The sequence below is a fragment of the Amycolatopsis echigonensis genome (assembly GCF_014174495.1).
Lineage (GTDB): Bacteria > Actinomycetota > Actinomycetes > Mycobacteriales > Pseudonocardiaceae > Amycolatopsis > Amycolatopsis echigonensis.
Window position 1 is genome coordinate 1 of sequence record NZ_JACJHR010000002.1, and the last position, 24165, is coordinate 24165.

Below are 24165 nucleotides of genomic sequence, written 5' to 3' on the forward strand. Positions count from 1 at the left end.
CGCCGCTTCTCCGACCTGTCGGGGGGTGCTTGCCAAGGCATTTTCCCCGCCTTGACAAGCCCCCCCGAACCGTCAGCACACTCAGGCTTCGGGGTGCCCCACGCACACACCCACCTGCAATGTCGCCGCCAGGCGACGAGCCGAACGACCCAGCCCCCTCACCCCACAGTCGTCAACGGCGCCCTCCCCAACTTCAACGCCAACGAATCCAACTGCCGCCGCACCGCGGCCTGCAGCGGAACCCCCAACGCCCGGCACTGCTCGAGATACTGCGCCTCCCGCCACCCGGGATAGCGGACCGGCGTCCCGCCCTCCCACCCGAGCATGCTCCCGAACACCGCACTGGCCGCCCGGTAAAACCCGTCCGCACTGCGCAACGTCGTAGGAGCGATCGCCAACACCAGCAACCCAGTGTCGTGCTCATGATCGGCCACCCCGGACAACACCCCGGCCAGCACGTCCACCATCAACGCGAACCCCGCGAACTGCGGATTGCGAGCCGCGTCCGCAAGATCGATATCGAACACGAACTCCGGATACGCCCCCGCGGGCGCGGCCATCCCGAGCGGATGCACCGGCTGGTCGGCATACCCGCCCGCGGCCATCACGATCCCGATCATCCCGTGCGGCAACGCCCGCGCCGCGTGGTGTCCGACGCGGCCGAACGGCCCGACCCCGCGCAGCGACAGCAGCCCGACGCCGAACCGGCCCGCCCGTTGCACCGCGCGGTCCATCGCGTCGCCGACCGCCCACAGCCCCGACGCACGCCGGTAATCGATGAGCGCCGCGGCTCCGCGGTCCGCGATCAGCAACGGCTGGGCACCGGGACTGACCAATCCGCTTTCGATCGCGGGCAGATGCACGCGGGTCAGTTCGCCGACGCCCGTTTCGGGTGCGCCGGTGAGATCGCCGTGGCACAACGCCTCCGCGGCCGGACGGGCGCGTTCTTCGGGAAAGCCTTGTGCCATCAGGACAACGGAGACGAGCGTGACCAGTTCGTCGACGGCAACGCGGTGCCAGGCCTGCTCGGGAATCGGGGTGTCGGCGGGAACTTCCGGAACGGGGCGGCTGAGCCGGGGAGATCGCGGTCTGAGGGGCACTTCATCAAGGTTGCCGGGCGGTCTCGGACCCCGTCAACGAGGTTGGCCCTAGAGTGTGATGCAGTCAGCCGCAGAGACGTACCCTGAACCGCATGTGCCGAAACATCACGACGCTCCGCGGCCTGCAGCCCGCCGCCACCACGGACGAGATCGAAGCCGCGGCGCGCCAGTACGTGCGCAAAGTGACCGGGGTGCAGTCTCTTTCGGACGCGACACGCGAACCGTTCGAGGCGGCGGTCGCCGAAATCGCCCAGATCACCGCGCGGCTGCTGGAAGAACTCCCGCAGCGCCGTCAGCCGCCGGCGACCGTGCCGCCGCTGCGCCGCCCGGAAGTCCTGGCGCGAATCGCCCAGCGCGAAGCCAAGAAAGCCTGACGCGGCAATCACTCCACGGCCTGCCCCGGGAACCTCGGCTTGATCTCCTGGTTGAGGTAGCGCCCGGGACTCTCCGCGGCCATCAGCTCGCGATGCACCCGCGCGGGCACGAGGTGGTAGCGGTAGACGGTGCCGTTGTGGAACCCGACCTCCAGCACCGACTTCGCGGCGTCGTAGCCGACGTCGCGAATGACGGAAGACTCCACGGGAACCCGGCGCACAGCACCAGCCAGGGTACCCGCGAGAAGGGGGACAGCTGAAGAAAACGGCCCCGGTCTCCCGCGCGAGGCGCGGAATCCGGGGCCGGACGCTCGAGGCGCCAAGCGGAAGCGGAGGGATTTGAACCCCCGGTAGGTTTCCCTACGGACGCTTTCAAGGCGTCTGCATTCGGCCGCTCTGCCACGCTTCCTTCTGGGTCAGGGTATCGCGCCGTCCTTCGACGTCGTCCAGGTGTTCGAGGACCCGGGTGAACGCCGTGGCCACCGCGGTCTGCTCGTCCGGCGTCAGCAGGTCGATCAGGTGCTCGCGGGCGCCGCGCACGTGCGTCGGGGCGGCTTCGTCCAGTACGCGCTGGCCAGCGTCGGTCAGCTGGGTGAGCACGCCGCGTTTGTCTTCCGGATCCGGGCGGCGCGCGACCAGCCCCGCGTCCTCCAGTTTGCCTATCTGGTGCGACAGCCTGCTCTTCGTCGAGCCCAGCTGCCCCGCCAGTTCCGTCATCCGGGTGCACCGGTCCGGGGCCATGTTCAGGCACACCAGGACCTCGTAGTCCGCGAGCGAGATGCCGTGGCTTTCGGTCAGTTCGCGATGCAGCCGCTGGCGCAGCCGCAGGGACGCGACGATGTAGGCCCGCCAGGCGTGCTGCTCGTCCGGGTCGAGCCAGCGCACGTCCTGGTCATCGCTCATGTCCGGAAGCGTAGAAGGCCGGTTTCGCGGCTCCGTTTCGGCCCGGCGTGAAATTCTCGGTCGAACTTCCCCCAATGGAGGGTTACGAAAAGGTTGAGACTCGGCGCGAAGAAGCGCATCCTCGGGGGCAGCGGAGGGACGACGAGGATCTCCGGAGCGCGCCGAAGGGCACGCCGGGCCGCGTTTCCCCCCGGGAAGGGCCAGGTGGTGGCATGGCAGGTAGTTCCCGCGGTTGACCGCCCGCTGTGTCCCCGCGACCGGCACGGCCCCGTTCCGGTTCGGTCGCGATTGCGAACAGCACGAGCACCCCGTGCGCTCGGCATCGGCCACGCGCACCCGGCGTCGTTATGCCGCTGCTTCACTTCGCGGCCTCGGCACCGCGAAGGCAGCGCCGGACGCCAGCCCGGCCGGTGGCCAACCGCTCTCAACGAAACCTCGGTAGTACCTGGGTGCGGCCCCCAGCGCAGGGGCCGCACCCAGCCGCGTTCCGGGGTGTGCGGCTACCCTTTCCGCGTGCGATTCGACGACAACGCGGGTCTGGATTCCTCCGAAGTCCAGGACATGCGCGGCAGCGGCGGAGGCGGCGGCATCGGCGGCCGGGTGGCCATCGGCGGCGGTGGACTCGGCATCGTCGGCCTGGTCATCTACTTCCTGATCTCCCAGTTCGGCGGCGTTCCCAGCACCGGAACCTCGCCCGCGGCGGGCGGACTAGGGCTCAGCGACGTCCACGCCGGGCAGCAGCTGGACGCGGGCACGCTCGCGAAGAAGTGCCGCACCGGCGCCGACGCGAACCGCGACCACGACTGCGCGGTCGTCGCGATCGTCAACTCCATCCAGGACTACTGGACGCAGGAGTTCTCCCGTTCCGGCCAGACCTACCGCAAGGCGACCACCCGCTTCTTCAGCGGCGGCGTGCGCACCGGCTGCGGCAGCGCGACGTCGGACACCGGGCCGTTCTACTGCCCGGCCGACTCGTACGTGTACATCGACCTCACGTTCTTCAACGAGCTGAAGACCCGCTTCGGCGCACAGGGCGGGCTGTTCACCGAGGCGTACGTGCTGGCCCACGAATACGGCCACCACGTGCAGAACCTCACCGGAACGTCCAAGCGCGGCACCGGCACCGGCCCGACCTCCGGTTCGGTCCGACTGGAACTGCAGGCCGACTGCTACGCGGGCGTCTGGGCCAACCACGCCAGCACGACCCCGACCAGCTCCGGGAAACCGCTGGTCCAGGACGTCACGAAGGACGACATCTCGCGCGCGCTGGACACCGCGTCCCGGATCGGCGACGACTACATCCAGAAGAACCTGGGCAACGGCCACGTCGACAAGTCGAGCTTCACGCACGGAACCTCGGCTCAGCGCGAGAAGTGGTTCACCACCGGCTTCCAGACCGGACAGCCCGCGCGCTGCAACACCTTCAGCACCAACGATCTCGGCTGACCCGGGATACAGTCGGGCGCATGCACGCGATCACGATCCGCGAACCCGGTGCCCCTGACGTGCTCGAATGGACCGAGGTCCCCGATCCGGAACCGGGGCCCGGCGAGGTACTGCTGGACGTCACGGCCAGCGCGGTCAACCGCGCCGACCTGCTGCAACGCCAGGGCAACTACCCGCCGCCGCCCGGGGCGAGCGACATCCTCGGCCTGGAATGCTCCGGCACGATCGCCGAACTCGGCGAGGGCGTCGAGGGCTGGCAGGTCGGCGACGAGGTGTGCGCGCTGCTCGCCGGCGGCGGATACGCCGAGCGCGTCGCGGTCCCGGCCGGACAGTTGCTGCCGGTGCCCGGCGAAATCGAGACTGTCGCCGCGGCGGGGCTGCCCGAGGTGGCCTGCACGGTGTGGGCGAACGTCGTGATGCACGCCGGTCTCAGCGAAGGCCAGGTCCTGCTCGTGCACGGCGGCGCGGGCGGCATCGGCACGCACGCGATCCAGGTGGGCAAAGCGCTCGGCGCGACCGTCGCGGTCACCGCGGGTTCGGCCGACCGGCTCGACCGCTGCCGCCAGCTCGGCGCGGACATCACGATCAACTACAAGGAGCAGGACTTCGTCGAGGTGCTGCGCGCGGAGACGAAGAGCGGCGCCGACGTCATCCTCGACAACATGGGCGCGAAGTACCTGGACCGCAACGTCGACGCGCTCGCCGCCGACGGCCGGCTCGTCATCATCGGCATGCAGGGCGGGGTCAAGGGCGAGCTGAACATCGGCAAGCTGCTGGGCAAACGCGCGAGCGTGTTCGCGGCCGGGCTGCGATTCCGCCCGCTGGACCAGAAAGCGGCGATCGTCGCGGATGTCCGGAATCGGTTGTGGCCGCTGGTGGAACAAGGTTCGGTGCGGCCGATCGTCGGCCACGTGGTGCCGATGGCCGAGGCGGCGTCCGCGCACCGGATGCTCGAGGAGGGCAGCATCTTCGGGAAGGTCCTGCTGGCCGCGAAGTCCTGACGCTCGTGCGTGGTGATCCCGGTTCTCCTCGGGACCACCACGCACCAGGGTCAGCGCAGTTCTTCCAGCACCCGCACCAGCTGGTTGATCTCGAACACGTTGGAGTAGTGCGCGAGCCCGATCCGCACCGCTCCGCCGACCTCGCCGACGCCCAGCGACGCGAACACGCCGCTGGTGCCGTCGTCGGCGAACGCGCACAAGCCTTGCGACGCCAGGTATTCGGCGACCTGGGACGCTTTCGTGCCGGCCACCGCGAACGCGAGCGCGGGGATCCGGCGCATCGCGTCGCCGATCACCATCACGTGCCGCAGCGAGCGCAGTTCCGTGGACAGCTGCGCGAGCAGGCCCGCGTGGTACGACTTGGCCGAGCCGAGCGACGTCACCAGGCGTTCGCGGCGGGAGCCGGTCGCGGCGTCGTCGAGGCCGGCGAGGTAGTCGATGGACGCGACGACACCGGCCAGCAGCGGGTACGCGTGCGGCCCGAGTTCGAGCCGCGCGGGACCGGTCGCGGCCGGGTCGAGCGACACCGACGAGACGCGCTCGAGCAGCTCCGGATCGCGGAACACCAGCGCGCCGACGGCAGGCCCGCCCCACGAGGGAGCGGAGACGACCATGACGTCGGCACCGAGTTCTTGCAGGTCAAGCGGCACGAACGGGGCCGCGTACGTCGCGTCGACCACGACCAGCGCGCCGACGCGTTTGGCGAATTCGATCACCGTCGGCACGTCCGGCCGGGTCCCGACGGACCCGGACGCCAGCGTCACCGACACCGCTTTCGTCCGCGCGGACACGAGGTTCTCGTACTGCCACGCGGGCAGCTCGCAGGTCTCGATGTCGATTTCGCTCCACCGCACGACCGCGCCGACGCGTTTCGCGGCCCGCCGCCACGGCGCGATGTTGGCCTCTTCGTCGAGCCGGGAGACGACGATCTCGTCGCCGATCGTCCAGCGCTCGGCGAGCGCGTCGACGAGGCGGCGCAACAGGACCGGCGCGCTCGGACCGAGCACGACGGCAGCCGGGTCCGCCCCGACCAGATCAGCCACGGCCCGGCGGGCCGCGGTGACGATGCTTTCCGCCCGCTGGGAGGCCGGAAACGCCCCGCCCGGCCCGGACACCGGTGCCCGCATAGCTGTCGAAACGGCCGAAGCGACCTGTTCGGGCACGAGCATTCCGGCGGCGCCGTCGAAGTGAATCCAGCCGTCGCCAAGCGCGGGGAAGAGCCCACGGATACGAGCGACGTCAAACGCCATGGGGACACCGTACGGACGTGCGGTTTCGCGGTTGCCGCGGGGTTGGGCAGAACTGCCCGAACGGCCGCTAGGCTCGGGTCAGGACCGCTAACCGACGGGGATGGAGCATATGAGCGAGCCGAACTTCGGGGGAACGGGCGCAGCCAGGGACGCGGACGCGCCGCGCGTGGTCGTCGTCGGGCCGGACGGGGTCCCGGTCGGCACCGCGCAGGCGGCACCCGAGGGCGAGGAGAACGAGTCCGTCGGCGACCTGGTCGAGGAACCGGCCAAGGTGATGCGCATCGGGACCATGATCAAGCAGCTGCTGGAGGAGGTCCGCGCCGCACCGCTGGACGACGCCAGCCGCAACCGGGTCCGCGAGATCCACCAGACGTCGGTGCGCGAACTGGAGGAGGCGCTCGCGCCGGAGCTGCGCGAGGAACTGGAGCGCCTCGTGCGGCCGTTCACCGAGGACGAGACGCCCTCGGACGCCGAGCTGCGGATCGCGCAGGCCCAGCTGGTCGGCTGGCTGGAGGGCTTGTTCCACGGCATCCAGACCGCGCTGTTCGCGCAGCAGATGGCGGCGCGGGTGCAGCTGGAGCAGATGCGCCGCGGCCTTCCCGCGGGATCGTCCGGCTCCGGTGCGCACCCGGGCGAGGGGCACGGGCACGGCATCACCGGAACCGGGCAGTACCTCTAGCTTTTCCCCTGGGTTTCCGCGGAGAAGAACGCTCGAAGATCGCCGATCAGCAGATCGGGTTCTTCGAGCGCCGGGAAGTGCCCGCCGCGCGGGAGTTCCGTCCACCGCACGATCCGGTCGGCGCGCTCGGCCAGGTGCCGGAGCGGAAGCCCGATGTCGTCCGGAAACACCGCGACAGCCGTCGGCACGGTCGACGTCGCCAGCGGCGCGCCCCACTGGACGTCCTGATCGGCGTAGATCCGCCCGGACGACGCGGCGGTGCGGGTGAACCAGTAGATCGACACGTTGGCGAGCAGGTCGTCCCGGTCGATCAGGTCGTGGTCGGTGTTCGAAAACGCCCGGAACTTCTCGGCGATCCAGGCCAGCTGGCCGGCCGGGGAGTCGGTGAGCCCGTACGCAAGCGTTTGCGGCTTGGTGGACTGGATCATCGCGTAGCCGACGCCGTTCTGCTGGAAGGCCCGCGCCTTCGCCAGTGACCGCTGCCCCTTCGCCAGCTCTGCGCCGCGGAGTCCGTCGAGGTCCGCCTCTTCGCGCGCCACCGCGGACGGAAGCATCGTCACGTGCGCCCCGATGATCCGCTCCGGGAATTGGACTCCGAGTTCGCGGGAGATCAACGCGCCCCAGTCACCGCCGTGCGTGCCGAATTCCGCGTACCCGAGGCGGGTCATCAACTCGGCCCAGGCGCGCGCCGTCCGAGCCGGACCCCAGCCGCGGTCGGGGGTCGGCCCGGAAAAGCCGAACCCGGGCACCGAGGGAACGACGACGTGGAACGCCACGTCCGGGTCGCCGCCGTAGGCGCGGGGGTCGGCGAGGGGGCCGACGAGGTCGAGGAATTCGACGATCGAACCGGGCCAGCCGTGGGTGAGCAGGAGCGGGAGGGCGTTCGGTTCGGGGGATTCGAGGTGCAGGAAGTGGATGTTCGCGCCGTCGATGGTGGTGGTGAACTGGGGAAAGCCGTTGAGGCGTTCTTCCTGTGCCCGCCAGTCGAAGCCGAGCCGCCAGTACTCGACGAGGTCCTGGACGGCTTCGACGGGGATGCCAAGGTCCCAGCCCGGGTCGGGGAAGGGGTCGGGCCAGCGGGTGTCCGCCAGGCGACGGTTGAGGTCGGTGAGGGCGGACTCGGGGATGTCGATCCGGAACGGGGTCTCGGTCATGCGGAGGACAGTAGGAAGGATTGCGGACTGTTCCGGTCCTCGATCAGAACCCGGACAGAACGTCCAGCACCCGGTCCACTCCCCGACCGTCCACAGCAGACTGGCCAGCTGCCGAAAGCCGTGACCGCAGTGAAGCGTCCGACAGCAGCTGCCGCAACGTCTCCGTCGCTTCCGGCAGCCGTGCGCCCAAGGTGTCCGCCGGACCCAAACCGCACGCCAGACCTCGTTCCAGCGCCGCCCGGTACCCGGCCGCTTGGTTGTCCACCAGTTGCACCGCGGCCGTCGGCACCCCGAGGCAGCACAGCTCCAGGAACGTCACCCCGGACGCGCTGATCGCGATGTCCGTCCCGGCGAGCAGGTCCAGCAATCCGGCATGCGGCGCGGCTACCCGGATCGTCTGTCCCTCCACAGTGGACGGCAACGTCGGCGTGCCGCGAACCACAGCGTCCGCCGTGAACGGCAATCCCGTTTCGGCAAGCGCTTGGAGCAACAGAGAAACCGTCGAAGCCCACTCGGCACCGCCGCCCAAAACCACAGTCACCTGCGGCGGCGACGAGGTGCTCCGGCGAGAACGCGCGCGCAGCACGACGTCTCGAAGCGGCGTGTACTCCACCCCGCGCAACAGCACGCCCGAACCATCCTCGGGACGCGGGCCCGGCGCAAACCCCGAATCCACCACCACATCTGCCGGACGACGACCGAACACATCGTCCTCAATGGACACCAAACGAGCACCAGCGGCGTTGACCTCGGCGCGGACGTCGCCGATCCCGTAGTGGTCCACGAGCACGGCATCGAAGCCGGAAGCCAAGTCAGCCAAGGAAGAAACCGGCAAACGCGGTACCGACAGCTCGTCGAACCGCGCCGCCAGCCACTCCGCGTTAGTCGTGGAGCCGGCGAAGTGCACGTCCCAGCCCCGCGCGACCGCGCGCTCGGCGTAGGCGACCGCCCGGGAGATGTGCCCGGCCCCGATGTCCGGCGAAGCGTCCGCGCGGAGCAGCAGCTTCACTGGCCGACCTTCTTCTGCTCGACGTGTGCGTTCACCGCCGCCAAATCCGGCCGCGACCGCAGCAGCGACACCACCGAACGCCACGAACCCGGCACGTCGCCGAGCTCAGCCACGAGAGCCGAGATCAGCTCCCAGTCCTCCGGGGTGTCCAAGGTGACGCGCAGGTCGTCGGCCGCCGGGCTGACCACGATGCCGGTGCACGAGTACCGGTCGGGCTGCCGGTAGATCGCCGACGTCACGTGCTCGCGGTCCGCCCCGGTCGCGGTCGCCACCTGTTCGGCCAGGACCGGCGCGCGCACCAGCTCCGCGTCGAAACCCCGCGGCAGGGTGCGGACGAGCGTGGTCGAGACGTAGTCCAGCGCCGGTTCGGCCCGCCACACCGCGACCAGCCGGCCGATCAGGGCGGGATCGAGCAGCGGGCAGTCCGCCGTGAGACGGATCACTGCGTCCGCCGGGTGCTCCGACAGCGCGAGCCCGAACCGGGCCACGACGTCGTCCAGCGGCCCCCGGACGACGTGCGCGCCGCACTGTTCCGCCTCGGCGGCGACAGCGTCGTCGGACGCGTCGTCCGAGGTCGCGACCACTACCTTGGCCACACCGGGGGCGGCCGCCGCGGCTCGCACGACCCAGCCCAGCACGCTCCGCCCGGCGAGCGGCCGCAGCACCTTCCCCGGCAGCCGGGTGGACGACGACCGGGCCTGTATCACGGCGTTGACGCCAGGGCCTGCACGCATGGGTGACATGATGGCCTGCGGCGCCCCGCGCCGATCCACGAACCCCGATCGCGGAGGTCATCGATGTCCGAGCTGGATGGTTCCAGCATCCTGCTCACCGGCGGGACCGGCTCCTTCGGCAAGGCGTTCATCGCCTACGCGCTGGCCGAGCTCAACCCCAGCCGGCTGGTGGTGCTTTCCCGCGACGAGCTGAAGCAGTACGAAGCCCGGCAGCTGTTCAACGACGACCCGCGGCTGCGCTGGTTCATCGGCGACGTGCGCGACCGCCGCCGCCTCGAGCGCGCCATGCACGGCGTCGACTACGTGGTGCACGCCGCGGCGCTCAAACAGGTCGACACCGGCGAGTACAACCCGTTCGAGTTCGTCCAGACCAATGTCACGGGCTCGCAGAACGTGATCGAGGCGGCGATCGACACCGGCGTGAAGAAGGTCGTCGCGCTGTCGACCGACAAGGCGTCCAGCCCGATCAACCTCTACGGCGCGACGAAGCTGTGCGCGGACCGGATGTTCATCAGCGGCAACCACTACGCGGCCGCGCATCCGACGCGGTTCTCCGTGGTGCGCTACGGCAACGTGATGGGCTCGCGCGGCAGCGTCATCCCGTTCTTCCGCAAGCTCGCCGAGCAGGGCGAATCGCTGCCGATCACGCACAAGGAGATGACCCGGTTCTGGATCACGCTCCCGCAGGCCGTGCGGTTCGTGGTCGACTCGTTCGACCAGATGTCCGGCGGCGAGCTGTACGTGCCGCGGATTCCGAGCATGCGGCTGGTCGACCTCGCGCAGGCGATCGCGCCGGGTTCGCCGATGCACGAGGTCGGTGTGCGACCGGGCGAGAAACTGCACGAGGAGATGATCGCGCCGGACGACGCGCGACGGACTCTCCGGCTGACCGACCGCTACGTCGTGCAGCCGCACCTCGCAGGCTGGGGCTACGAATCGCCCGCCGCCGGGGAGCAGGTGCCCGAAGGCTTCGCGTACCGCTCGGACACCAACGACCTCTGGCTCGAGGCCGACGAACTCCGCGAACTGGTCGAGCAATATGCCTGAGTCCCCCGCCGCCTCCGAGGGACCGTCGGCGGGCTTCCTGCCGTACGGCCGCCAGTCCGTCAGCGAAGAAGACATCGAGGCCGTCGTCTCGGTCCTGCGCGGCGATTGGCTCACGACGGGTCCCGCGGTCGCGAAGTTCGAGGCAGACCTGGCGGAACACACCGGCGGCACCCCCGCCGTGGCCGTCACGTCCGGCACCGCGGCCTTGCACGTCGCGTACGCCGCGGCCGGAATCGGCGAGGGCGACGAGGTCGTAGCGTCGCCGATGACCTTCGTCGCCACCGCGGCGACCGCGGCACTGCACGGCGCGAAGGTGGTGTTCGCCGACGTCGAGCCAGACACCGGCAACCTGTCCGTCGACGCGGCCGCGGCAGCGATCACCAGCCGCACCAAGGTGGTCGCCGCTGTCGACTACGCCGGGCATCCCGCCGAACTGGACGCACTGGCGAAGCTCGCGCACGACGCCGATGCCCTGCTGCTGGAAGACGCGGCACACTCGGTCGGCGGTTCCTGGCAGGGTCGCCCGGTCGGCTCGCTCGCCGATCTGACCACATTTTCCTTCTTCCCCACCAAAAACCTGACCACCGCCGAGGGCGGCGCAGTCGTCTCCGGCTCCGACGAGTTGCTGCAGCGCGCACAAGCGTTCCGCAACCACGGCTTGGTCCGGGACAAGTCGCACCAGCGATACCCGGACGAGGGCGCGTGGCACCAGGAAGTGCACGAGTTCGGCCTGAACTACCGGCTGCCGGACGTCCTGTGCGCGCTGGGAAGCAGCCAGCTCAAGCGGCTGACGGAATTCAAGCTGCGGCGCGCCGAGATCCACGCGCGGTACAACGCGGCGCTCGCGGACGTTCCCGGCGTCCGGACACCGCCTCGCCGCGAAGGCGCGGACCCGGTGTGGCACCTGTACCCGCTGCGAGTGCTGGACGGCCGCCGGCGTGCGCTGTTCGACCACCTGCGCGGCCAGGGGATCGGGGTGCAGGTGAACTACATCCCGGCTTACTGGCATCCGGTGTTCGAGGATCTCGGCTACCGCCGAGGGTTGTGCCCGAATGCCGAGGCGTATTACGAGCAGGAGCTTTCGCTGCCGCTGTTCCCGTCGCTGAAGGACTCCGACGTGGACCGGGTGATCGACGGGGTGCGCGGGTTCTTCGGCAGCTGACTGCCGATCAGAGGGCTGCTGGCAGGTCTGCGCTCGGGTCTTCCGTGCGCTGACCGTCCCGAACCACCTTCGCGTGCCACACCAGCACAGCCGGCACCACAGCCAGCTCCAACACCGTCGCCGCCCTGAACACCGGATGCGGTGCCCCAGCCCGCCGCGCCGAGAGAAGCCGCGGCAGTCCTCCCGCAGCCGCTGTCCCCAAGACCAGCCGGGTCGTCGCCGCACGCTTCTCCGGGCGGCGGATCGACCACCACAACGCGAACCCGGCCGCGGTCCAGAACGTGTTCACGAACCGGTACTCGCTGTCGACGCTCGGCGTCGTCGCGGCGCCGCCCGGGGCGCGTTCCGGCCCGCCGAGGATTCCGGTGAGCCCGGAGGCGACCGGAATCGCCCCGAGGACGCCGAGCGTGGCCAGCAACGCCTTGCGGGACTTCTCGCCTGCCATGCGACCGAGCCTAGATCAAATCCCAGCTCAATGCGGTCCCCTTGGCGGCGTCGACCCGGAACGTCCGCCCCAGCACGTTCGCGATCTCCGCCGGGGCGAGCCCGCCGGCCGGGCGGATCGAGCGAACGTTCCGCTCCGTCACCGGATCCCCGGCCTTGACGTCCTCCACCACGTACAGCGAACGCCGGAGCCGCAGCCCTTCCTTCTCGCTCTCGCGCGGGCCCAGCACCGGCTCGCCGAGCGCTTCCCACGCCCGATGGGTCTCCGTGACCAACGCGGCCAACTCCGCTGGCTCCAGCGAAAACTCCGAGTCCACGCCGCCGTCGCTGCGAGCGAGCGTCACGTGTTTCTCGATCGCCACCGCACCCAGCGCGACCGCGGCGACCGGCGCGCCCAGCCCCGGCGTGTGGTCGGACAACCCGACCAGCGTCCCGGTCAGCCCGGCCAGCAACGGCAACCCGCGCAGGTTGCTTTCCGTCGGAGACGCCGGGTAGCTCGCCGTGCAGCCGAGCACGATCAGCTGGTCATTGCCGACCGAGCGAGCGGTGCGCACGGCCGCGTCGATTTCCGCGACGTTCGCCATCCCGGTCGAAATCACCAGCGGTTTGCCGGTGCGGGCGCACAGTTCGATCAGCGGCAGGTCGACGATCTCCGACGAGGCGATCTTGTACGCCGGCGCGTCCAGCGATTCCAGCAGCTCCACCGCGGTCGGGTCGAAGGGGCTGGAGAACACTTCCAGGCCGCGTTCGCGGGCGCGACCGAAGATCGGTTCGTGCCATTCCCACGGCGTATGCGCCTTTTCGTACAGTTTGTACAGATTTTCCCCGCCCCACAGGGAATGCCCGTCGCCGATCCGGAACGCCGGGCCGTCGACGTCGACGGTGATCGTGTCCGGACGGTAGGTCTGCAGTTTCACCGCGTGCGCGCCGGCGTCGGCGATCGCGTCCACGATGGCCAGCGCGCGGTCCAGGTCGCCGTTGTGGTTGCCGGACATCTCCGCGATCACGAACGGCGGCCGCGCCGGGCCGACCAGGTGCTTGCCGATGCGCACTTCGGACATGGGTGGCGTCCTTCCGGTGGGGTTCAGTGCAGAGTCTTGCGCAGCCGGCGGAAACCGTCGGCAGGGGGCGCGACCTCCAGGTAACCAGCCCGCTCGAACAACGCCGCCGACGCCGCGTTCTCCTCGTGCACCGCGGCCAGCACGGCCACCGCGTCCGTCCGGGCCGCCAGCGTCCGCTCCGCCGCGTCGAGCACCGGTCGCGCCAGCCCGCGGCCGCGGCTTTCCGGCGCGAGCGTGATGCTGACCTCCCACTCGCGGCCGCCCTCGTCGTCGAACCGCACCGTGCCCACCGGTTTTCCGGCTTCCTCCAGCACGAGCAGGATCCGGCCGGGCGCGGCGAGCACCCCCCGCAGCCAGCGCCGGTGGCTGTCCGGATCGATCACGTCGGTGGACCGCGACGCCTGGCGGGTCGCCGGGTCGTTGCGCCAGGCCAGCAGCAGTTCAGCGTCGGCCTCGGTCGCGTCGCGGGCGATGACGGACGTCACTGCGCAGGGGTGAACTTCGCGTCCTCGAGCCGGCTCAACCGCTCCTCGTACCGGGCCATCCCGGCCAGCCGGACGCGGACCTGCGCGTGCTGCCGCTGGATCTCCTCGACCAGCGAACGCGCTTCGAGAGCCTCGGCGTCGTTGGCGCGCGGAGTCATCGCGAGCTTCTCCCGGAGCGTTTCCAGCTGCTCCTCCTGCGCGGCGACGTGCGGGATCATCCGGTCCAGCTCGCCGCGGATCCAGCGGAGGTCGCCGAGCGCGGACTCCAGCTTCTCGTCGGTCTCGGCGAGCCGGCGGCGGTGGTCGGTTGTGCAGTGCTCAAGCTCGTCGATCCGGGTCTCGAAGTCCTGGAGCACACCTCGCGTGCGCTCTTCGAGGCGGTAATCGACGAGCCGGGCGATCCGGGAGCCGAACAGGTTTCTGAACTTGGTGAAGGGCATGACGGAAGTTCCTTCGACGAGTGCAAGCGGGTTTCAGCGGAGCAAGGTGGTGGTGCCGGTGCGAGTCCACGACTCCAGCAGCCTGCCCTCGGCGGCGATCTGGTGCTCCGGCCCCACGATGCACGAGTCGCCCGCCGCGTGTTCCCACGAGGTCTGTTCCGGGTTGTCGATGAACGAAAACCCGGTCAGCACCAGCTGCGCCTCGGGGAACGAGGTGCGGGCGATCCAGGCCGCGAGCGTACCGGTGGTCGACCAGGTGGGTTCGGTGCGCGTCGGCAGGCCGAGCGCGTCCGAGAGGGGCAGCACGACGTCGCGGTTCGACACCGGGACGAACCCGAGATCCGAGGGCCACCAGCCGGGCAGCGCCTCCGGCTCCCAGTGCAGGCGGCCCGGCTCGACCAGCAGGTACAGCCGGGAGCGGTAGTCGCTGAACACGTGCCGGGTGGCGCGCACGGCCCGGTTGAAGACGACCGTGTGCACCTTGCGTCCGGTGATGTCCGGTCCGTCCGGTTCGTCGATGACGAACCCGTTGACCCGAATGACCAGGTCACAGTCGTCGACCGCCTTGGCCCGGGCGGGGTCCGGCTCCAGCGGCTGGTTGCCGACCACGGCCACCGAACGCGGGTCCGGCCGGTCCGCGTACACCGAAAGGAGGTCGACCATGAGGCTCGCCGCACCAAGAGCAGCAGTCATAGGGGAAGAAACTACCAGGACACCGGGAACGTCCGGGTCCGTATCGCCCGTATCCGCTCAGCGGCCGCCAGCCGGTCGGGCCGGGGCGAGCCGAGGCCGGTGCGTCCCATCGGTACCCTCGTCCACGTGCATGCCACCAGCACGGTTCACGCAGCCGAACCCGATGTCTCGACTCCGGCTCCACCGTCGTCGGACAGCAAGACGTTCGCGCGTGCGATCGACGACATCAAGACCGGTTTCGCCGCCCGCGAGCTCTGGACCCATCTCGGCTGGCAGGACATCAAGCAGCGCTACCGTCGGTCCATCATCGGGCCGTTCTGGATCACCATCAGCCAGGGCGTCATCGCGCTCGGCCTCGGCCTGCTGTACTCGCAGCTGTTCCGGACGCCGATCGAGGTGTTCCTGCCCTACCTCTCCACCGGCTTCATCATCTGGGGCTTCATCCAGGGCTGCCTCACCGAAGGCATGGAGACGTTCATCGCGAACGAGGGGCTGATCAAACAGGTTCCCGCACCGCTGAGCGTGTACGTGCTGCGCACGATCTGGCGGCAGACGCTGCTGCTGGCGCACAACATGATCGTCTACGTCGTGCTGCTGATCATCTTCTTCTCGGCGCTCGACGCCCCGTACTCGCTGGGCTCGAAGGACGGCGCGTGCACGCCGGACAAGTACTGCCACCCGGGCCTGAGCTGGAACATTTTCCTCGCCATTCCGGGATTCATGCTGCTCGCGCTCACCGCGGGCTGGGCCGCGCTGCTGCTCGGCATCATCTCGACCCGGTTCCGCGACATCCCGCAGCTGATCAACTCGCTGATCCAGCTGATGTTCTACGGCACCCCGATCGTCTGGCCGGTCGACCAGCTGCTGTCCGGCGGGGCGCGCGACGGTGCGTCGTGGGCGCTGCCGATCATCAAGCTGAATCCGCTTTACCACTACATGCAGGTGGTGCGGTCGCCGCTCATCGGACAGGCGGTGAGCTGGACCAGCTGGGTCGTGGTCGGCACGATCACCGTCGTCGGCTGGGGGCTCGCGCTCGTCGCCATGCGCAATTACCGGTCTCGCGTCTCGTATTGGGTGTGACAGATGGTCAGCATTGACGTCCACAACGCGTACGTGGACTTCCCGATTTTCGACGCGAAGACGCGTTCGATGAAAAAGCGCGTGCTCGGCAAGGTCGGCGGCAAGATCGGCACCGAGCAGAAGGTGCCGATCATCGAGGCGCTGCACGACGTGTCGGTCAGCCTCCGCGAGGGCGACCGGGTCGGCCTGGTCGGGCACAACGGTGCGGGCAAGTCCACGCTGCTGCGGCTGCTCGCCGGGATCTACGAGCCGACCCGCGGATCGTCGCGGATCGTCGGCAAGATCGCGCCGGTGTTCGACCTCGGCATCGGCATGGACCCGGAGATCTCCGGCGAGGAGAACATCATCATCCGCGGCCTCTTCCTCGGCATGAGCGCCAAGGAGATGGAGAAGCGGGTCGACGACATCGCGGAGTTCACCGAACTCGGCGACTACCTGCAGATGCCGCTGCGGACGTACTCCACCGGCATGCGGGTGCGGCTCGCGCTCGGCGTGGTGACCTCGATCGACCCGGAGATCCTGATCCTCGACGAGGGCATCGGCGCGGTCGACGCGGCGTTCCTCAACAAGGCGCGCGACCGGCTCAAGGACCTGGTCAAACGGTCCGGCATCCTGGTTTTCGCGAGCCACTCCGACGAGTTCCTCTTCGAGCTGTGCGACTCGGCGATCTGGATGGACGAGGGGCACCTGAAGAAGCAGGGTTCGCTGCGCGAGGTGCTCACCGAGTACAAGGGCCGCGACCCGTTCGAGAACATGAGCCAGGAAGGTCTCGAGCGCCTCGGCATCGAGCCCGCGACCACGAAGAACGGCGGGGAATGATGGCCGGCGAGACGCGAGAGCTGCCCGAGGGCGCCGTCGTCGGCGTGGTCGTCACGCGGCATCGCCGCGAGCTGCTCGCGGACTCGCTGAAGATCATCGCCGCCCAGACCCGGCCGGTCGACCACCTCGTCGTGGTCGACAACGGCCCGGACAAGTCCGCGCGGGAAGTGGTCGAGGCCTACCCGCTGCCGTACACGTACCTCCCGTCGCACCGGAACCTCGGCGGCGCGGGCGGTTTCGCGCTCGGCATGCTGCACGCACTGTCGCTCGGCGCGGACTGGGTCTGGCTCGCCGACGACGACGGCCGCCCAGCGGACGAGCACGTGCTCGAGATCCTGCTGGAGGAAGCCGAGAAGCGCGGTCTCGCCGAGATTTCCCCGGTGGTGGCGAACATCGACTCCCCGGCGAAACTGGCGTTCCCGCTGCGCCGCGGCCTCACCTGGAAGCGCTCGTCGGCCGAACTGGGCACGGATTTCCTGCCGGGCATCGCGTCCCTGATGAACGGCGCGTTGTTCCGCGCGTCCACTTTGGACGTCACCGGCGTGCCCGACCTGCGCCTGTTCTTCCGCGGCGACGAGGTGGAACTGCACCGCCGCCTGGTGCGGTCCGGCCTGCCGTTCGGCACGTCGCTGCGCACGACCTACCTGCACCCCGACGGCTCGGACGAGTTCAAGCCGATGCTGGGCGGGAAATTCCACGCGCAGGACCCGGAGAACGAGGTCAAGCGGTACTACACGTATCGCAACCGCGGGTATTTGCTGTCGCAGCCGGGAATGCGGAAGATCGGCGCGCTGGAAGTGCTGCGCTTCGGCCTGTATTTCGTGGGCGTGAAGCGAGACCCGAAGGCGTTCCTGCAGTGGCTGAAACTGCTGCGGCAGGGACGCGCGGAGAAGTTCTACCGGTACTGAGCCAGTCAGTCCGTTGTGGACAGTGCGCTAACCCCACCGTCCACAACGGACTATCCGGCTATTCCCCGATGACCGGCGGCGCGGAACGATGTCCGCCGCCGAAGACTTCGTTCTCCTCGATTTCCATCACGAACGCGGGCTGGTCGTTGCCGTCGTCGTACGGGCGGGCTCCGAAGCCCATGCCGGGGCGGGCCGGGGCACCGCCCATTCCGCCGGCCGCTACGTCCGCCGCGCCGGGGGCCATGGCTCCGTCGCCGGGGCCGAACGAACCGCCGCCGCGGCCGACCTTGGTTTCGTGCTCCTCGTCGGCACCGAAACCTCCGCCGCCACCGCCCATCATGCCGCCCATCGGCATCGCGCCCATGCCCGCGCCCGCCCCGGCTGCGCCGCCGTTCGAGGCCGCTTGGCCGGCGGCCGGTGCGTAACCCGCCGCGGTGGTCGAGCCGTCCGGCATCGGCTGGTGCACGGCACCGGTGAACTGGCTCGGGCCGCTGACAGTCGGCGCACTAGCGTGCCCAGCCACCGCGCCGCCGCCACCAGCGGCACCCGCCGAGGCCGAAGCCGAACCCGAGCCAGCGTCGGCCACCGCAGGAGCAGGGCTAGCCGGAGCAGGAGCGGCGTGACCGGCCGGAGCGGCGTCGTGGTGCTCCGGCCCCGTCGGCATCGCCACCGCGGCACCGCCACCAGCGGCGACGCCGAATTTCGGCGGATGCGCGAAAGTCGGCTGCTGAGAGCCCGACGAGTACAGCGAAGCGTCGTACTTCGACATCGTCTCCGCGGCCTGCTCGTGCGCGGAACGGCTGGCCTGCTGTTTCTTCAGCGTCGCATCGATCGCGTCACCCATTTCGAGCGGGCTCGCGTGCGACCATTTGTCGAATTCCTCGGACCAGTCGAACGGGACGGGGTCCGGCATCGAATGCTTCGCCGCCTGCGCGGCGGACGCCTGTTCCTCGACGATCTGCGCGGCCAGTTTCGCGTTCTGGCTATTCGCCTCGGCCCATTCCGCGAGGCTCACGAAATACGCCTGCGCACTGGCCGCGGCCTCGCCGCTCCAGGCGTGTGCGGCCTTCTTCACGGCCTCGCCCAGCTGCGTCGCGAAATCCTCGAACGCTTTCTGCACCTCGGTGTACGCGTGCGACACCGAGGAAACCTGCTCCACGTCGAGATTCGCCTCGACGTACGACTTCAGCTGCTCGTGCGGGTGCCCGAGGTAGTCGGCGTCCGACGGCGCGAGCCCCGGCTGCGGCGTGCTCATTCGGTGCCCTTCACGGTCCGGTGGGTGTCGATGGCCTGGTTCTCGTTCTCGGTGTAGACCCCGCCGGCGCGCGCGAGGGCCTCGTCGGCCTCGCGCAGGATCCGGCCGAACTGGTCCAGCACGTCGAGGGCCGCCCCGGGCGCGTCGGCGCCGCTCTTGCGGTCGTGCTCGGCCACGGTGTGCCCGTACGGGTGGCTGCCGAGCTTCGGCGCGGTCGTCAGCGCCTGCGTCTGCGGCTTGAGCCGTTCGAGGCGCGTGACCATGTCGGTGAGCGCTTTGCGCAGGTCACCGAGTGCGTCGCCGTCGATGCTGAACCCGCCGGCCTTCGCGGTGCCGGCCAGCTTGTGCGTTTCGGCCGCGGCTTCGGCGATGCCCTTGGCGTTCAGCCCGCCTGCCGCCAGCGGATCAGTGCTCATGCGGCGGAGTTTACCGACGCGAGCCGCTCCGGTCAGGCGTTTGCCGAATAGCCTTCAAGCTGGGTGAACAGTTGTTGGGCCAGACGGGCATTGTCGGCCGGGGCGTAGGTGAGCCAGCGGTTGCCGTCGCTCGAATCGCGCGTGCTGAGCAGGTAGCGGCCGAGTTCGGTGTCGAACCACACGAGCGGCGGCAGCGCCCTTTCCTGGCCGGCGCCGTCGCCCACGTACGGCGTGAACTGGCCGACCGCCAGCCGCGGCTTTTCGAAGATCCGCTGGACGGCCCGCAGTTGCGGATTGTGCGTGCGCGGACCGCTGACCCCGGCGAACGGGTCGTACGCGTCGCCCCGGACCGGCTGCTTCGACGGCTTCGCGACAGTCACCGACTGGCCTGGCGCGGCGGGTGTGAGCGGCAGCAGGTCGACGATCGCCGGGACGATCCCCGTCGGGCGAACCTCCTCGAAGACGAACATCCCGTCCCGCTGGCAGACGAGCACCGCGAACTGGCCGTTCGACGCCACCCGCGCAAAGAGCTGCTCGTCGCCGAGCTTCGCCGCCGCGGACACCGCGAGGCCGGGCCGGGCGAACGTCGCGAGCGCGATTTGGACGTCATCGTCGATGGTCCCGCGCCGCAGCAGACCGCGTCCGTCGAGGTCGCGGAAGACAGCGTCGCGCACCGCCGCGCGTTCCTCGCCGGTGATGCCGATGTGCGGCACCACGAACGGCACCGGCGCGCGGCCGAGTCCGAGTTCGGCCAGCAGGAGATCCACCGCTGCCGGTGACAGCGTCAACGTGTACGGCACGACCCACCCCTAAATCCGGTCTCTCCCCGGCGAAACCGTAGTCCACTCCGCGCTGTCGCGGCCATCGGCTCCGGGCCGCCAAGGTCAGGGCCAGGCCCTCTTCCGCTGTGAGCGGATCCGCTGTCGGCGAACCGCTCTTGCCGCCGATGATCACTCGCTGCTGCGATGGCTTCATGGCAGATCCCAAACCAGCACTCGTCCTGCACCTCGCGGCGGGCGGCGAACCGCTGATCTTCCCGCTCACCGCCGACAGTTCCTCCGCCGTTCAGGAAAAGCTCCCGGACCTCCTGAAACACGGCGGCGTCCATTCGCTGGAAACCCGGGACGGCAACGCTGTTTCGGTAAATTTCGTCCACGTGGCAGCCGCTTATGTGGAGGATCTGAGCCGGAAGGGCAAATTCGGCCTGTCCGTTTAGCGACGGGCGAGTTCGAGCAGTCCGGCGCGGATTTCCGGTCTGCTCGCGGCCACGAGCAGGAACGTCGCCTCGCGCACCAGCCGCCCGGCGTGCGCCCCTGCCAGCACCGCGCGGCTGCCCGTTGCCGCGGCGAGCGCGCCTGCTGACCGGTACGCCAGGTCGGCACCCGCCGCGCGGGCGGCCGGGAGCGTGGTCGGATCGGCGAGGCCGGCGTTGAGCCGACGCCGGATTTCGTCCTGTTCGGAGCGCACCGCCGTCGCCGTTTCTTCCTCGCCAGCGGCCTCGATCAACCGCGCGCAGCGCTCGGCCAGCCCCAGCGGCGCGCATCCGTTGAGCCGCGAAGCGAACGTATTGCCAGCCACGAATTTGTCGTAGCTGACCTGGGCGAAAACCGATTCGTCGGGAATGAAGTGATTGTCGAGCTTCAGCCGCACGGTCGCGGTGCCTTGCGCGGCCATGAGGGTCAAGGGCTCGGCGACCAAACTGTGCCCGACTATCGGCGACACCAAGGCGTTGACCACCGTGTCGCCGTCGCGCCCCGACAACTGCAGCAGGTCGATCGCGTCCCAGCCGCTCACGAACGGCGCTTCCCCGTCAAATCGGTAACCGCCGTCGACGCGCTGTACCCGCACCCGCGGCGGCGTCGGGATCACGCCCGCGTACGCGACGCCCGCGCGCAACCGCCCGCTGATCAGGTCCGGCAGATATCGCTCGCGCAGGTCCTCCCGGTCCGTCGCGGCCAGCCCGGCGACGAGACCGTGGTGCTGCAGCCATGTGAACGCGGTGCTCAGGCACCCGCCGGCCAGCGCTTCGAGCACGCCGACCAGCTGGTCGAGATCGACGCCGGAACCGGGCGCGGCGAGACCGTAGAAACCCTCCTCGGCGAGCGCGTCGAAATGCGATCGCGGCACCACGCCGAGCCGGTCCACCTCGGCCGCCGCCGGAAACAACAGATCGTCGGCAAGGGCACGCGCGCGGGAAACCAGGTCGGCCATGAATTCAAAGCTACCGAAAAAGACAGAAAGGGCGCCCGCGCCGAAACGCGAGACGCCCTTCCCGGACAGCTCAGACGATCACAGCTCGTACAGCCGCTTCCAGTTCTCCCGCGAGGTGAGTTCCGGCATCGCGCGCTTGTACTGCTCCTGCACGCTCGCCCCCTCCTTGCGCAGCCGGTTGATCACCTTCGCGCCGCGCTTGGCCAGGTCGAACATCTTGACCTTGTCGTAGGTGCGCACGCGCACGCCTTCCTGCGACGCGTCGGTGACCACGGCGGTGTCGAAGAGCGCGACGTGCCACCAGTGCGCCTCGTCGACCGGCACCGCGCCCAGCCCGAAACGGCTGCGGCCGAGCACCTTGTCGAGGATGCGCTTGATCAGGACGAGCCGCTGCATGCTCGGCCGCGGCGCGCTGTTGATGATGCCGATGTCGTTGGACGCGATGCCCGGCACGTCAGTGGCCTTGTGCCGCTTGGTCTCCGGGTACGCGTCGCGGATCCGGCGGATCTCCTTCATCGCCTCGACGCCGCCGTCGCGCAGGATCTCCGGGCCCTCCAGGAAGTCCTCGACCGCCTTGATCAGCGTCGCGGACAGCCCGTACTGCATGCCGAGCAGGTAGCGCACCAGCTGCGCCATCAGCACGCGGGAGAGCAGGTTCAGGTTGAACGGCGAGTGCAGCGCGGCGGTGATGATCGAGTTGCGCAGGTTGAAGTACCGGTGCCACTCGTCCCAGTCCTTCCAGTGGAAGTCCGCGTGCCACACGCCGGCGCCCGGAAGGGTCACCGTGGGGAAGCCGTATTCGCGGGCCCGGTAGGAGTACTCCGCGTCGTCCCACTGGAAGAAGAACGGCAGCGGGTAGCCGATGGCCTTGACGACCTCGTACGGGATCAGGCACGACCACCAGCCGTTGTACCCGGCGTCGAGGCGGCGTTCCTGGCGGTTCGGGTTACCGTCCTCGTCGACGCCGAGCAGGTCGGCGGTGGACAGCGAGTGCTGCACCGGTTGTCCCGGCTCCAGCGTGTTCAGCCGGGCGTACTCGGCCCCGACGTGCAGCTGGTTGGGGTGCAGCAGGTTGAGCATCTGGCCGCCGACGATGATCGGGTTGGCCGCGCGGTTGGAGAACGCCGTCATGCGCACGACGAGGTCCGGCTCGAGCAGCACGTCGTCGTCCATGAACAGCACGTTCGCGTGCTCGGTCGCGGTGTGCCCGGCGACCTCGTACAGGCCGCGGGTGAAGCCGCCCGCGCCGCCGAGGTTCGGCTGCTTGATGTAGTGCAGCTTCTCGCCGAGGTCCTTCGCGACCTGCTCGAAGCCCTCGCGCGATTCGACCAGGTCAGTGCCCTGGTCGGCGACGTAGATGGCGTCGAGGGTGTCGAGCGAGGACACGTCCGCGGCGAGCGCCTGGAGGTTCTTGAGGCAGTCGTCGGCGCGGTTCATCGTGCAGATGGTGACCGCGGTCGGGCGGATCGTCTCCGGCGCGTCGACGGTCCAGCGGACCTGCTCGACCCGCAGCGTCTGGCCGGCCTCGGTCTCGAAGTCGAGCCACAGCGCGCCGCCGTCGTGGAACTTGTCCAGCTTGCCGGTCAGCTCGATCTTGACGCCCTTCGCGCCGGAGACCTGCTGCGCGTCGACCACGCGCGGGTCGCCGAGCATGTCGGACGCGCCGAGCGACAGCAGCCCGTCGCCGGTGACGACGGCTTCGGCCTTCACCTCGGTCGCCGTGGTCCAGCGCTGCCAGTAGCTCGCCGGGAAGCGGCCGAAGTAGGTGTTGCCGGTGACCTTCGCGGACGGCTCGAGGACCACGCTGCCGCGCTCGCGCTGGGCGTTGCCCTGCACGACCTCGGCGTACATGTCCTTGCTGACGATCGGAGCCGGCCCGGCGTACAGCCCGCGCTGGGCCGTGAGCCTGCCTTCGGGGGCGTGTTCGGCGAACCGCGTCTCGCCTGCGGGGGCCGCCTCCGCGACCGGGGCTGCTTTACCGGGCATCGAACTCAGTTCTCCTTTACCGGCCGTACACGGAACACGACCCACTTGAGCATCACGAAATTGATCACAGTCGCCGTTGCCTGGGAAACCACCCAGGCCAGCGTGGCCTTCCATCCCGACTCCGGCAGCACGTGCAGCATGAGCTGGTTCACGCCGACCGCGACGAAGAAGGTGACGGCGTACAGCAGAACGAAGCTGCCGACCTGGGCGTTCCCGTCTCGCCGCCCGTCGGCGAACGTGAAACGCCGGTTCAGGAAGAACGCGGTGGTCGTGCCCACCACGAAACTGATCGCGCGCGCGACGTCCACCCAGGGGGTGGCGTCCATGCCGATCGCTCGCAGCAGCGAGTACGTGCCCAGGTCGAGCAGCGCGCAGAAGCCGCCGATCACCCCGAACCGGATCAGCTGGCCGAGCAGCCCGGGGCCCGCGGGCGCCGCCTGCGCTTGGTCACTCTGCGGTTCTGTAGCCACCACTTGGAATACCTTCTCGGCCTATTGCGTCAGTGTCC

General features: G+C 69.6%; 28 protein-coding genes and 1 tRNA gene. 10 read left to right on the plus strand and 19 right to left on the minus strand.

Annotated features, from left to right (window positions below; all coding sequences use genetic code 11):
* Positions 1-158: 158 nt before the first annotated feature.
* A complete protein-coding gene (locus tag H5411_RS01515) occupies positions 159-1100 on the minus strand; it encodes an Ldh family oxidoreductase (RefSeq protein WP_183122739.1) in 942 nt (313 codons plus the stop codon).
* A 92-nt stretch (positions 1101-1192) separates the two neighbouring features.
* Between H5411_RS01515 and H5411_RS01520 the strand changes: the two genes are divergently transcribed.
* The gene (locus tag H5411_RS01520; RefSeq protein ID WP_183122740.1) at positions 1193-1474 is read left to right on the plus strand and encodes a DUF2277 domain-containing protein; all 282 of its coding nucleotides are present in this window, start codon (positions 1193-1195) and stop codon (positions 1472-1474) included.
* 8 nt (positions 1475-1482) lie between these two features.
* Here the strand turns inward: H5411_RS01520 and H5411_RS01525 are convergent, their stop codons facing one another.
* The 3 genes from H5411_RS01525 to H5411_RS01535 all read right to left on the minus strand — a co-directional run bounded on the left by H5411_RS01525 (position 1483) and on the right by H5411_RS01535 (position 2377).
* The gene (locus H5411_RS01525; RefSeq protein WP_183122741.1) at positions 1483-1695 is read right to left on the minus strand and encodes a KTSC domain-containing protein; all 213 of its coding nucleotides are present in this window, start codon (positions 1693-1695) and stop codon (positions 1483-1485) included.
* 103 nt (positions 1696-1798) lie between these two features.
* Positions 1799-1883 (minus strand) — tRNA-Ser (locus tag H5411_RS01530).
* Positions 1847-2377: a MarR family winged helix-turn-helix transcriptional regulator gene (locus H5411_RS01535; RefSeq protein ID WP_101436492.1), complete on the minus strand. Its 531-nt coding sequence runs from the start codon at positions 2375-2377 to the stop codon at positions 1847-1849. The genes H5411_RS01530 and H5411_RS01535 overlap by 37 nt, the downstream gene beginning before the upstream one ends.
* A 513-nt stretch (positions 2378-2890) precedes the next feature.
* On the opposite strand from H5411_RS01535, the gene ypfJ reads away from it, so the two are divergent.
* The gene (ypfJ, locus tag H5411_RS01540) at positions 2891-3823 is read left to right on the plus strand and encodes a KPN_02809 family neutral zinc metallopeptidase (protein WP_183122742.1); all 933 of its coding nucleotides are present in this window, start codon (positions 2891-2893) and stop codon (positions 3821-3823) included.
* A 20-nt stretch (positions 3824-3843) separates the two neighbouring features.
* Positions 3844-4824, plus strand: coding sequence for an NAD(P)H-quinone oxidoreductase (locus tag H5411_RS01545; RefSeq protein WP_183122743.1), 981 nt, complete (start codon positions 3844-3846; stop codon positions 4822-4824).
* 50 nt (positions 4825-4874) lie between these two features.
* On the opposite strand, the gene H5411_RS01550 is transcribed toward H5411_RS01545, so the two are convergent.
* Positions 4875-6074 carry a cysteine desulfurase-like protein gene (locus H5411_RS01550; RefSeq protein WP_101436495.1) on the minus strand — a complete coding sequence of 400 codons (1200 nt, stop codon included), beginning with the start codon at positions 6072-6074 and terminating at the stop codon, positions 4875-4877.
* Positions 6075-6174: 100 nt separating this feature from the next.
* On the opposite strand from H5411_RS01550, the gene H5411_RS01555 reads away from it, so the two are divergent.
* Positions 6175-6753, plus strand: coding sequence for a bacterial proteasome activator family protein (locus H5411_RS01555; protein ID WP_101436496.1), 579 nt, complete (start codon positions 6175-6177; stop codon positions 6751-6753).
* On the opposite strand, the gene H5411_RS01560 is transcribed toward H5411_RS01555, so the two are convergent.
* Genes H5411_RS01560 through H5411_RS01570 form a run of 3 tightly spaced genes read right to left on the minus strand, consistent with a single transcriptional unit; the run spans position 6750 to position 9650 of the window.
* The gene (locus H5411_RS01560) at positions 6750-7907 is read right to left on the minus strand and encodes an epoxide hydrolase family protein (protein WP_183122744.1); all 1158 of its coding nucleotides are present in this window, start codon (positions 7905-7907) and stop codon (positions 6750-6752) included. The two genes, H5411_RS01555 and H5411_RS01560, sit on opposite strands and share 4 nt — an antisense overlap.
* A 43-nt stretch (positions 7908-7950) precedes the next feature.
* Positions 7951-8916, minus strand: coding sequence for a spore coat protein (locus tag H5411_RS01565; protein ID WP_183122745.1), 966 nt, complete (start codon positions 8914-8916; stop codon positions 7951-7953).
* Positions 8913-9650 (minus strand): cytidylyltransferase domain-containing protein, encoded by a 738-nt coding sequence (locus H5411_RS01570; protein ID WP_183122746.1) that lies wholly within the window; start codon positions 9648-9650, stop codon positions 8913-8915. Before H5411_RS01570 ends, H5411_RS01565 begins: the two co-directional genes overlap by 4 nt.
* A 63-nt stretch (positions 9651-9713) precedes the next feature.
* On the opposite strand from H5411_RS01570, the gene pseB reads away from it, so the two are divergent.
* Both pseB and H5411_RS01580 read left to right on the plus strand, forming a co-directional pair.
* A complete protein-coding gene (gene pseB, locus H5411_RS01575) occupies positions 9714-10697 on the plus strand; it encodes a UDP-N-acetylglucosamine 4,6-dehydratase (inverting) (protein WP_101436500.1) in 984 nt (327 codons plus the stop codon).
* Positions 10690-11859 carry a DegT/DnrJ/EryC1/StrS family aminotransferase gene (locus tag H5411_RS01580; RefSeq protein ID WP_183122747.1) on the plus strand — a complete coding sequence of 390 codons (1170 nt, stop codon included), beginning with the start codon at positions 10690-10692 and terminating at the stop codon, positions 11857-11859. Before pseB ends, H5411_RS01580 begins: the two co-directional genes overlap by 8 nt.
* Before the next feature lie 7 nt (positions 11860-11866).
* Here the strand turns inward: H5411_RS01580 and H5411_RS01585 are convergent, their stop codons facing one another.
* Genes H5411_RS01585 through H5411_RS01605 form a run of 5 tightly spaced genes read right to left on the minus strand, consistent with a single transcriptional unit; the run spans position 11867 to position 14952 of the window.
* Positions 11867-12304: a DUF4345 domain-containing protein gene (locus tag H5411_RS01585; RefSeq protein WP_183122748.1), complete on the minus strand. Its 438-nt coding sequence runs from the start codon at positions 12302-12304 to the stop codon at positions 11867-11869.
* Positions 12305-12314: 10 nt separating this feature from the next.
* Positions 12315-13364, minus strand: a complete 1050-nt coding sequence (gene pseI / locus H5411_RS01590; RefSeq protein ID WP_183122749.1) for a pseudaminic acid synthase — start codon at positions 13362-13364, stop codon at positions 12315-12317.
* A gap of 23 nt (positions 13365-13387) precedes the next feature.
* Positions 13388-13849, minus strand: coding sequence for a GNAT family N-acetyltransferase (locus H5411_RS01595; RefSeq protein WP_183122750.1), 462 nt, complete (start codon positions 13847-13849; stop codon positions 13388-13390).
* Entirely contained in the window at positions 13846-14289 is a 444-nt protein-coding gene (locus H5411_RS01600; protein ID WP_183122751.1) for a hypothetical protein, read from the minus strand. Before H5411_RS01600 ends, H5411_RS01595 begins: the two co-directional genes overlap by 4 nt.
* Before the next feature lie 33 nt (positions 14290-14322).
* Positions 14323-14952 (minus strand): hypothetical protein, encoded by a 630-nt coding sequence (locus H5411_RS01605; protein WP_101436506.1) that lies wholly within the window; start codon positions 14950-14952, stop codon positions 14323-14325.
* Positions 14953-15108: 156 nt separating this feature from the next.
* Here H5411_RS01605 and wzm point away from each other — a divergent pair, with 156 nt between their 5' ends.
* Genes wzm through glfT1 form a run of 3 tightly spaced genes read left to right on the plus strand, consistent with a single transcriptional unit; the run spans position 15109 to position 17789 of the window.
* Positions 15109-16062 carry a galactan export ABC transporter permease subunit Wzm/RfbD gene (gene wzm, locus H5411_RS01610; protein WP_183122752.1) on the plus strand — a complete coding sequence of 318 codons (954 nt, stop codon included), beginning with the start codon at positions 15109-15111 and terminating at the stop codon, positions 16060-16062.
* Between the two features lie 3 nt (positions 16063-16065).
* Positions 16066-16881 (plus strand): galactan export ABC transporter ATP-binding subunit Wzt/RfbE, encoded by an 816-nt coding sequence (wzt, locus tag H5411_RS01615; RefSeq protein ID WP_101436507.1) that lies wholly within the window; start codon positions 16066-16068, stop codon positions 16879-16881.
* Positions 16881-17789, plus strand: a complete 909-nt coding sequence (glfT1, locus tag H5411_RS01620; RefSeq protein WP_167442185.1) for a galactofuranosyltransferase GlfT1 — start codon at positions 16881-16883, stop codon at positions 17787-17789. The genes wzt and glfT1 overlap by 1 nt, the downstream gene beginning before the upstream one ends.
* A gap of 58 nt (positions 17790-17847) precedes the next feature.
* On the opposite strand, the gene H5411_RS01625 is transcribed toward glfT1, so the two are convergent.
* The 3 genes from H5411_RS01625 to H5411_RS01635 are packed head-to-tail and all read right to left on the minus strand — an operon-like array spanning position 17848 to position 20260.
* A complete protein-coding gene (locus H5411_RS01625) occupies positions 17848-19044 on the minus strand; it encodes a hypothetical protein (RefSeq protein WP_101436509.1) in 1197 nt (398 codons plus the stop codon).
* On the minus strand, positions 19041-19460 hold the full coding sequence (locus H5411_RS01630) for a hypothetical protein (protein WP_101436510.1): 420 nt from the start codon (positions 19458-19460) through the stop codon (positions 19041-19043). Before H5411_RS01630 ends, H5411_RS01625 begins: the two co-directional genes overlap by 4 nt.
* Before the next feature lie 32 nt (positions 19461-19492).
* Entirely contained in the window at positions 19493-20260 is a 768-nt protein-coding gene (locus tag H5411_RS01635; protein ID WP_101436511.1) for an ESX secretion-associated protein EspG, read from the minus strand.
* 173 nt (positions 20261-20433) lie between these two features.
* Between H5411_RS01635 and H5411_RS01640 the strand changes: the two genes are divergently transcribed.
* Positions 20434-20676: a hypothetical protein gene (locus H5411_RS01640; RefSeq protein ID WP_101440900.1), complete on the plus strand. Its 243-nt coding sequence runs from the start codon at positions 20434-20436 to the stop codon at positions 20674-20676.
* Here H5411_RS01640 and H5411_RS01645 read toward each other — a convergent pair.
* The 3 genes from H5411_RS01645 to H5411_RS01655 form a co-directional block, all read right to left on the minus strand.
* A complete protein-coding gene (locus tag H5411_RS01645) occupies positions 20673-21671 on the minus strand; it encodes an acyl-CoA dehydrogenase family protein (protein ID WP_167441934.1) in 999 nt (332 codons plus the stop codon). The two genes, H5411_RS01640 and H5411_RS01645, sit on opposite strands and share 4 nt — an antisense overlap.
* 78 nt (positions 21672-21749) lie before the next feature.
* Complete coding sequence (locus H5411_RS01650; RefSeq protein WP_101436512.1) at positions 21750-23657, minus strand: glycosyltransferase; 1908 nt, start codon at positions 23655-23657, stop codon at positions 21750-21752.
* Between the two features lie 5 nt (positions 23658-23662).
* On the minus strand, positions 23663-24130 hold the full coding sequence (locus H5411_RS01655) for a GtrA family protein (protein ID WP_167441935.1): 468 nt from the start codon (positions 24128-24130) through the stop codon (positions 23663-23665).
* Positions 24131-24165 lie beyond the last annotated feature (35 nt).

What these genes read in the sequence shown, in the direction of transcription:
- H5411_RS01520 (WP_183122740.1), top strand. Translation starts at nt 1,193, where the DNA reads ATGTGCCGAAACATCACGACGCTCCGCGGCCTGCAGCCCGCCGCCACC.
- H5411_RS01535 (WP_101436492.1), bottom strand. Translation starts at nt 2,377, where the DNA reads ATGAGCGATGACCAGGACGTGCGCTGGCTCGACCCGGACGAGCAGCAC.
- H5411_RS01545 (WP_183122743.1), top strand. Translation starts at nt 3,844, where the DNA reads ATGCACGCGATCACGATCCGCGAACCCGGTGCCCCTGACGTGCTCGAA.
- H5411_RS01550 (WP_101436495.1), bottom strand. Translation starts at nt 6,074, where the DNA reads ATGGCGTTTGACGTCGCTCGTATCCGTGGGCTCTTCCCCGCGCTTGGC.
- H5411_RS01555 (WP_101436496.1), top strand. Translation starts at nt 6,175, where the DNA reads ATGGAGCATATGAGCGAGCCGAACTTCGGGGGAACGGGCGCAGCCAGG.
- H5411_RS01560 (WP_183122744.1), bottom strand. Translation starts at nt 7,907, where the DNA reads ATGACCGAGACCCCGTTCCGGATCGACATCCCCGAGTCCGCCCTCACC.
- H5411_RS01570 (WP_183122746.1), bottom strand. Translation starts at nt 9,650, where the DNA reads ATGCGTGCAGGCCCTGGCGTCAACGCCGTGATACAGGCCCGGTCGTCG.
- pseB (WP_101436500.1), top strand. Translation starts at nt 9,714, where the DNA reads ATGTCCGAGCTGGATGGTTCCAGCATCCTGCTCACCGGCGGGACCGGC.
- H5411_RS01580 (WP_183122747.1), top strand. Translation starts at nt 10,690, where the DNA reads ATGCCTGAGTCCCCCGCCGCCTCCGAGGGACCGTCGGCGGGCTTCCTG.
- H5411_RS01585 (WP_183122748.1), bottom strand. Translation starts at nt 12,304, where the DNA reads ATGGCAGGCGAGAAGTCCCGCAAGGCGTTGCTGGCCACGCTCGGCGTC.
- pseI (WP_183122749.1), bottom strand. Translation starts at nt 13,364, where the DNA reads ATGTCCGAAGTGCGCATCGGCAAGCACCTGGTCGGCCCGGCGCGGCCG.
- H5411_RS01600 (WP_183122751.1), bottom strand. Translation starts at nt 14,289, where the DNA reads ATGCCCTTCACCAAGTTCAGAAACCTGTTCGGCTCCCGGATCGCCCGG.
- H5411_RS01605 (WP_101436506.1), bottom strand. Translation starts at nt 14,952, where the DNA reads ATGGTCGACCTCCTTTCGGTGTACGCGGACCGGCCGGACCCGCGTTCG.
- wzt (WP_101436507.1), top strand. Translation starts at nt 16,066, where the DNA reads ATGGTCAGCATTGACGTCCACAACGCGTACGTGGACTTCCCGATTTTC.
- glfT1 (WP_167442185.1), top strand. Translation starts at nt 16,881, where the DNA reads ATGGCCGGCGAGACGCGAGAGCTGCCCGAGGGCGCCGTCGTCGGCGTG.
- H5411_RS01625 (WP_101436509.1), bottom strand. Translation starts at nt 19,044, where the DNA reads ATGAGCACGCCGCAGCCGGGGCTCGCGCCGTCGGACGCCGACTACCTC.
- H5411_RS01630 (WP_101436510.1), bottom strand. Translation starts at nt 19,460, where the DNA reads ATGAGCACTGATCCGCTGGCGGCAGGCGGGCTGAACGCCAAGGGCATC.
- H5411_RS01640 (WP_101440900.1), top strand. Translation starts at nt 20,434, where the DNA reads ATGGCAGATCCCAAACCAGCACTCGTCCTGCACCTCGCGGCGGGCGGC.
- H5411_RS01645 (WP_167441934.1), bottom strand. Translation starts at nt 21,671, where the DNA reads ATGGCCGACCTGGTTTCCCGCGCGCGTGCCCTTGCCGACGATCTGTTG.
- H5411_RS01650 (WP_101436512.1), bottom strand. Translation starts at nt 23,657, where the DNA reads ATGCCCGGTAAAGCAGCCCCGGTCGCGGAGGCGGCCCCCGCAGGCGAG.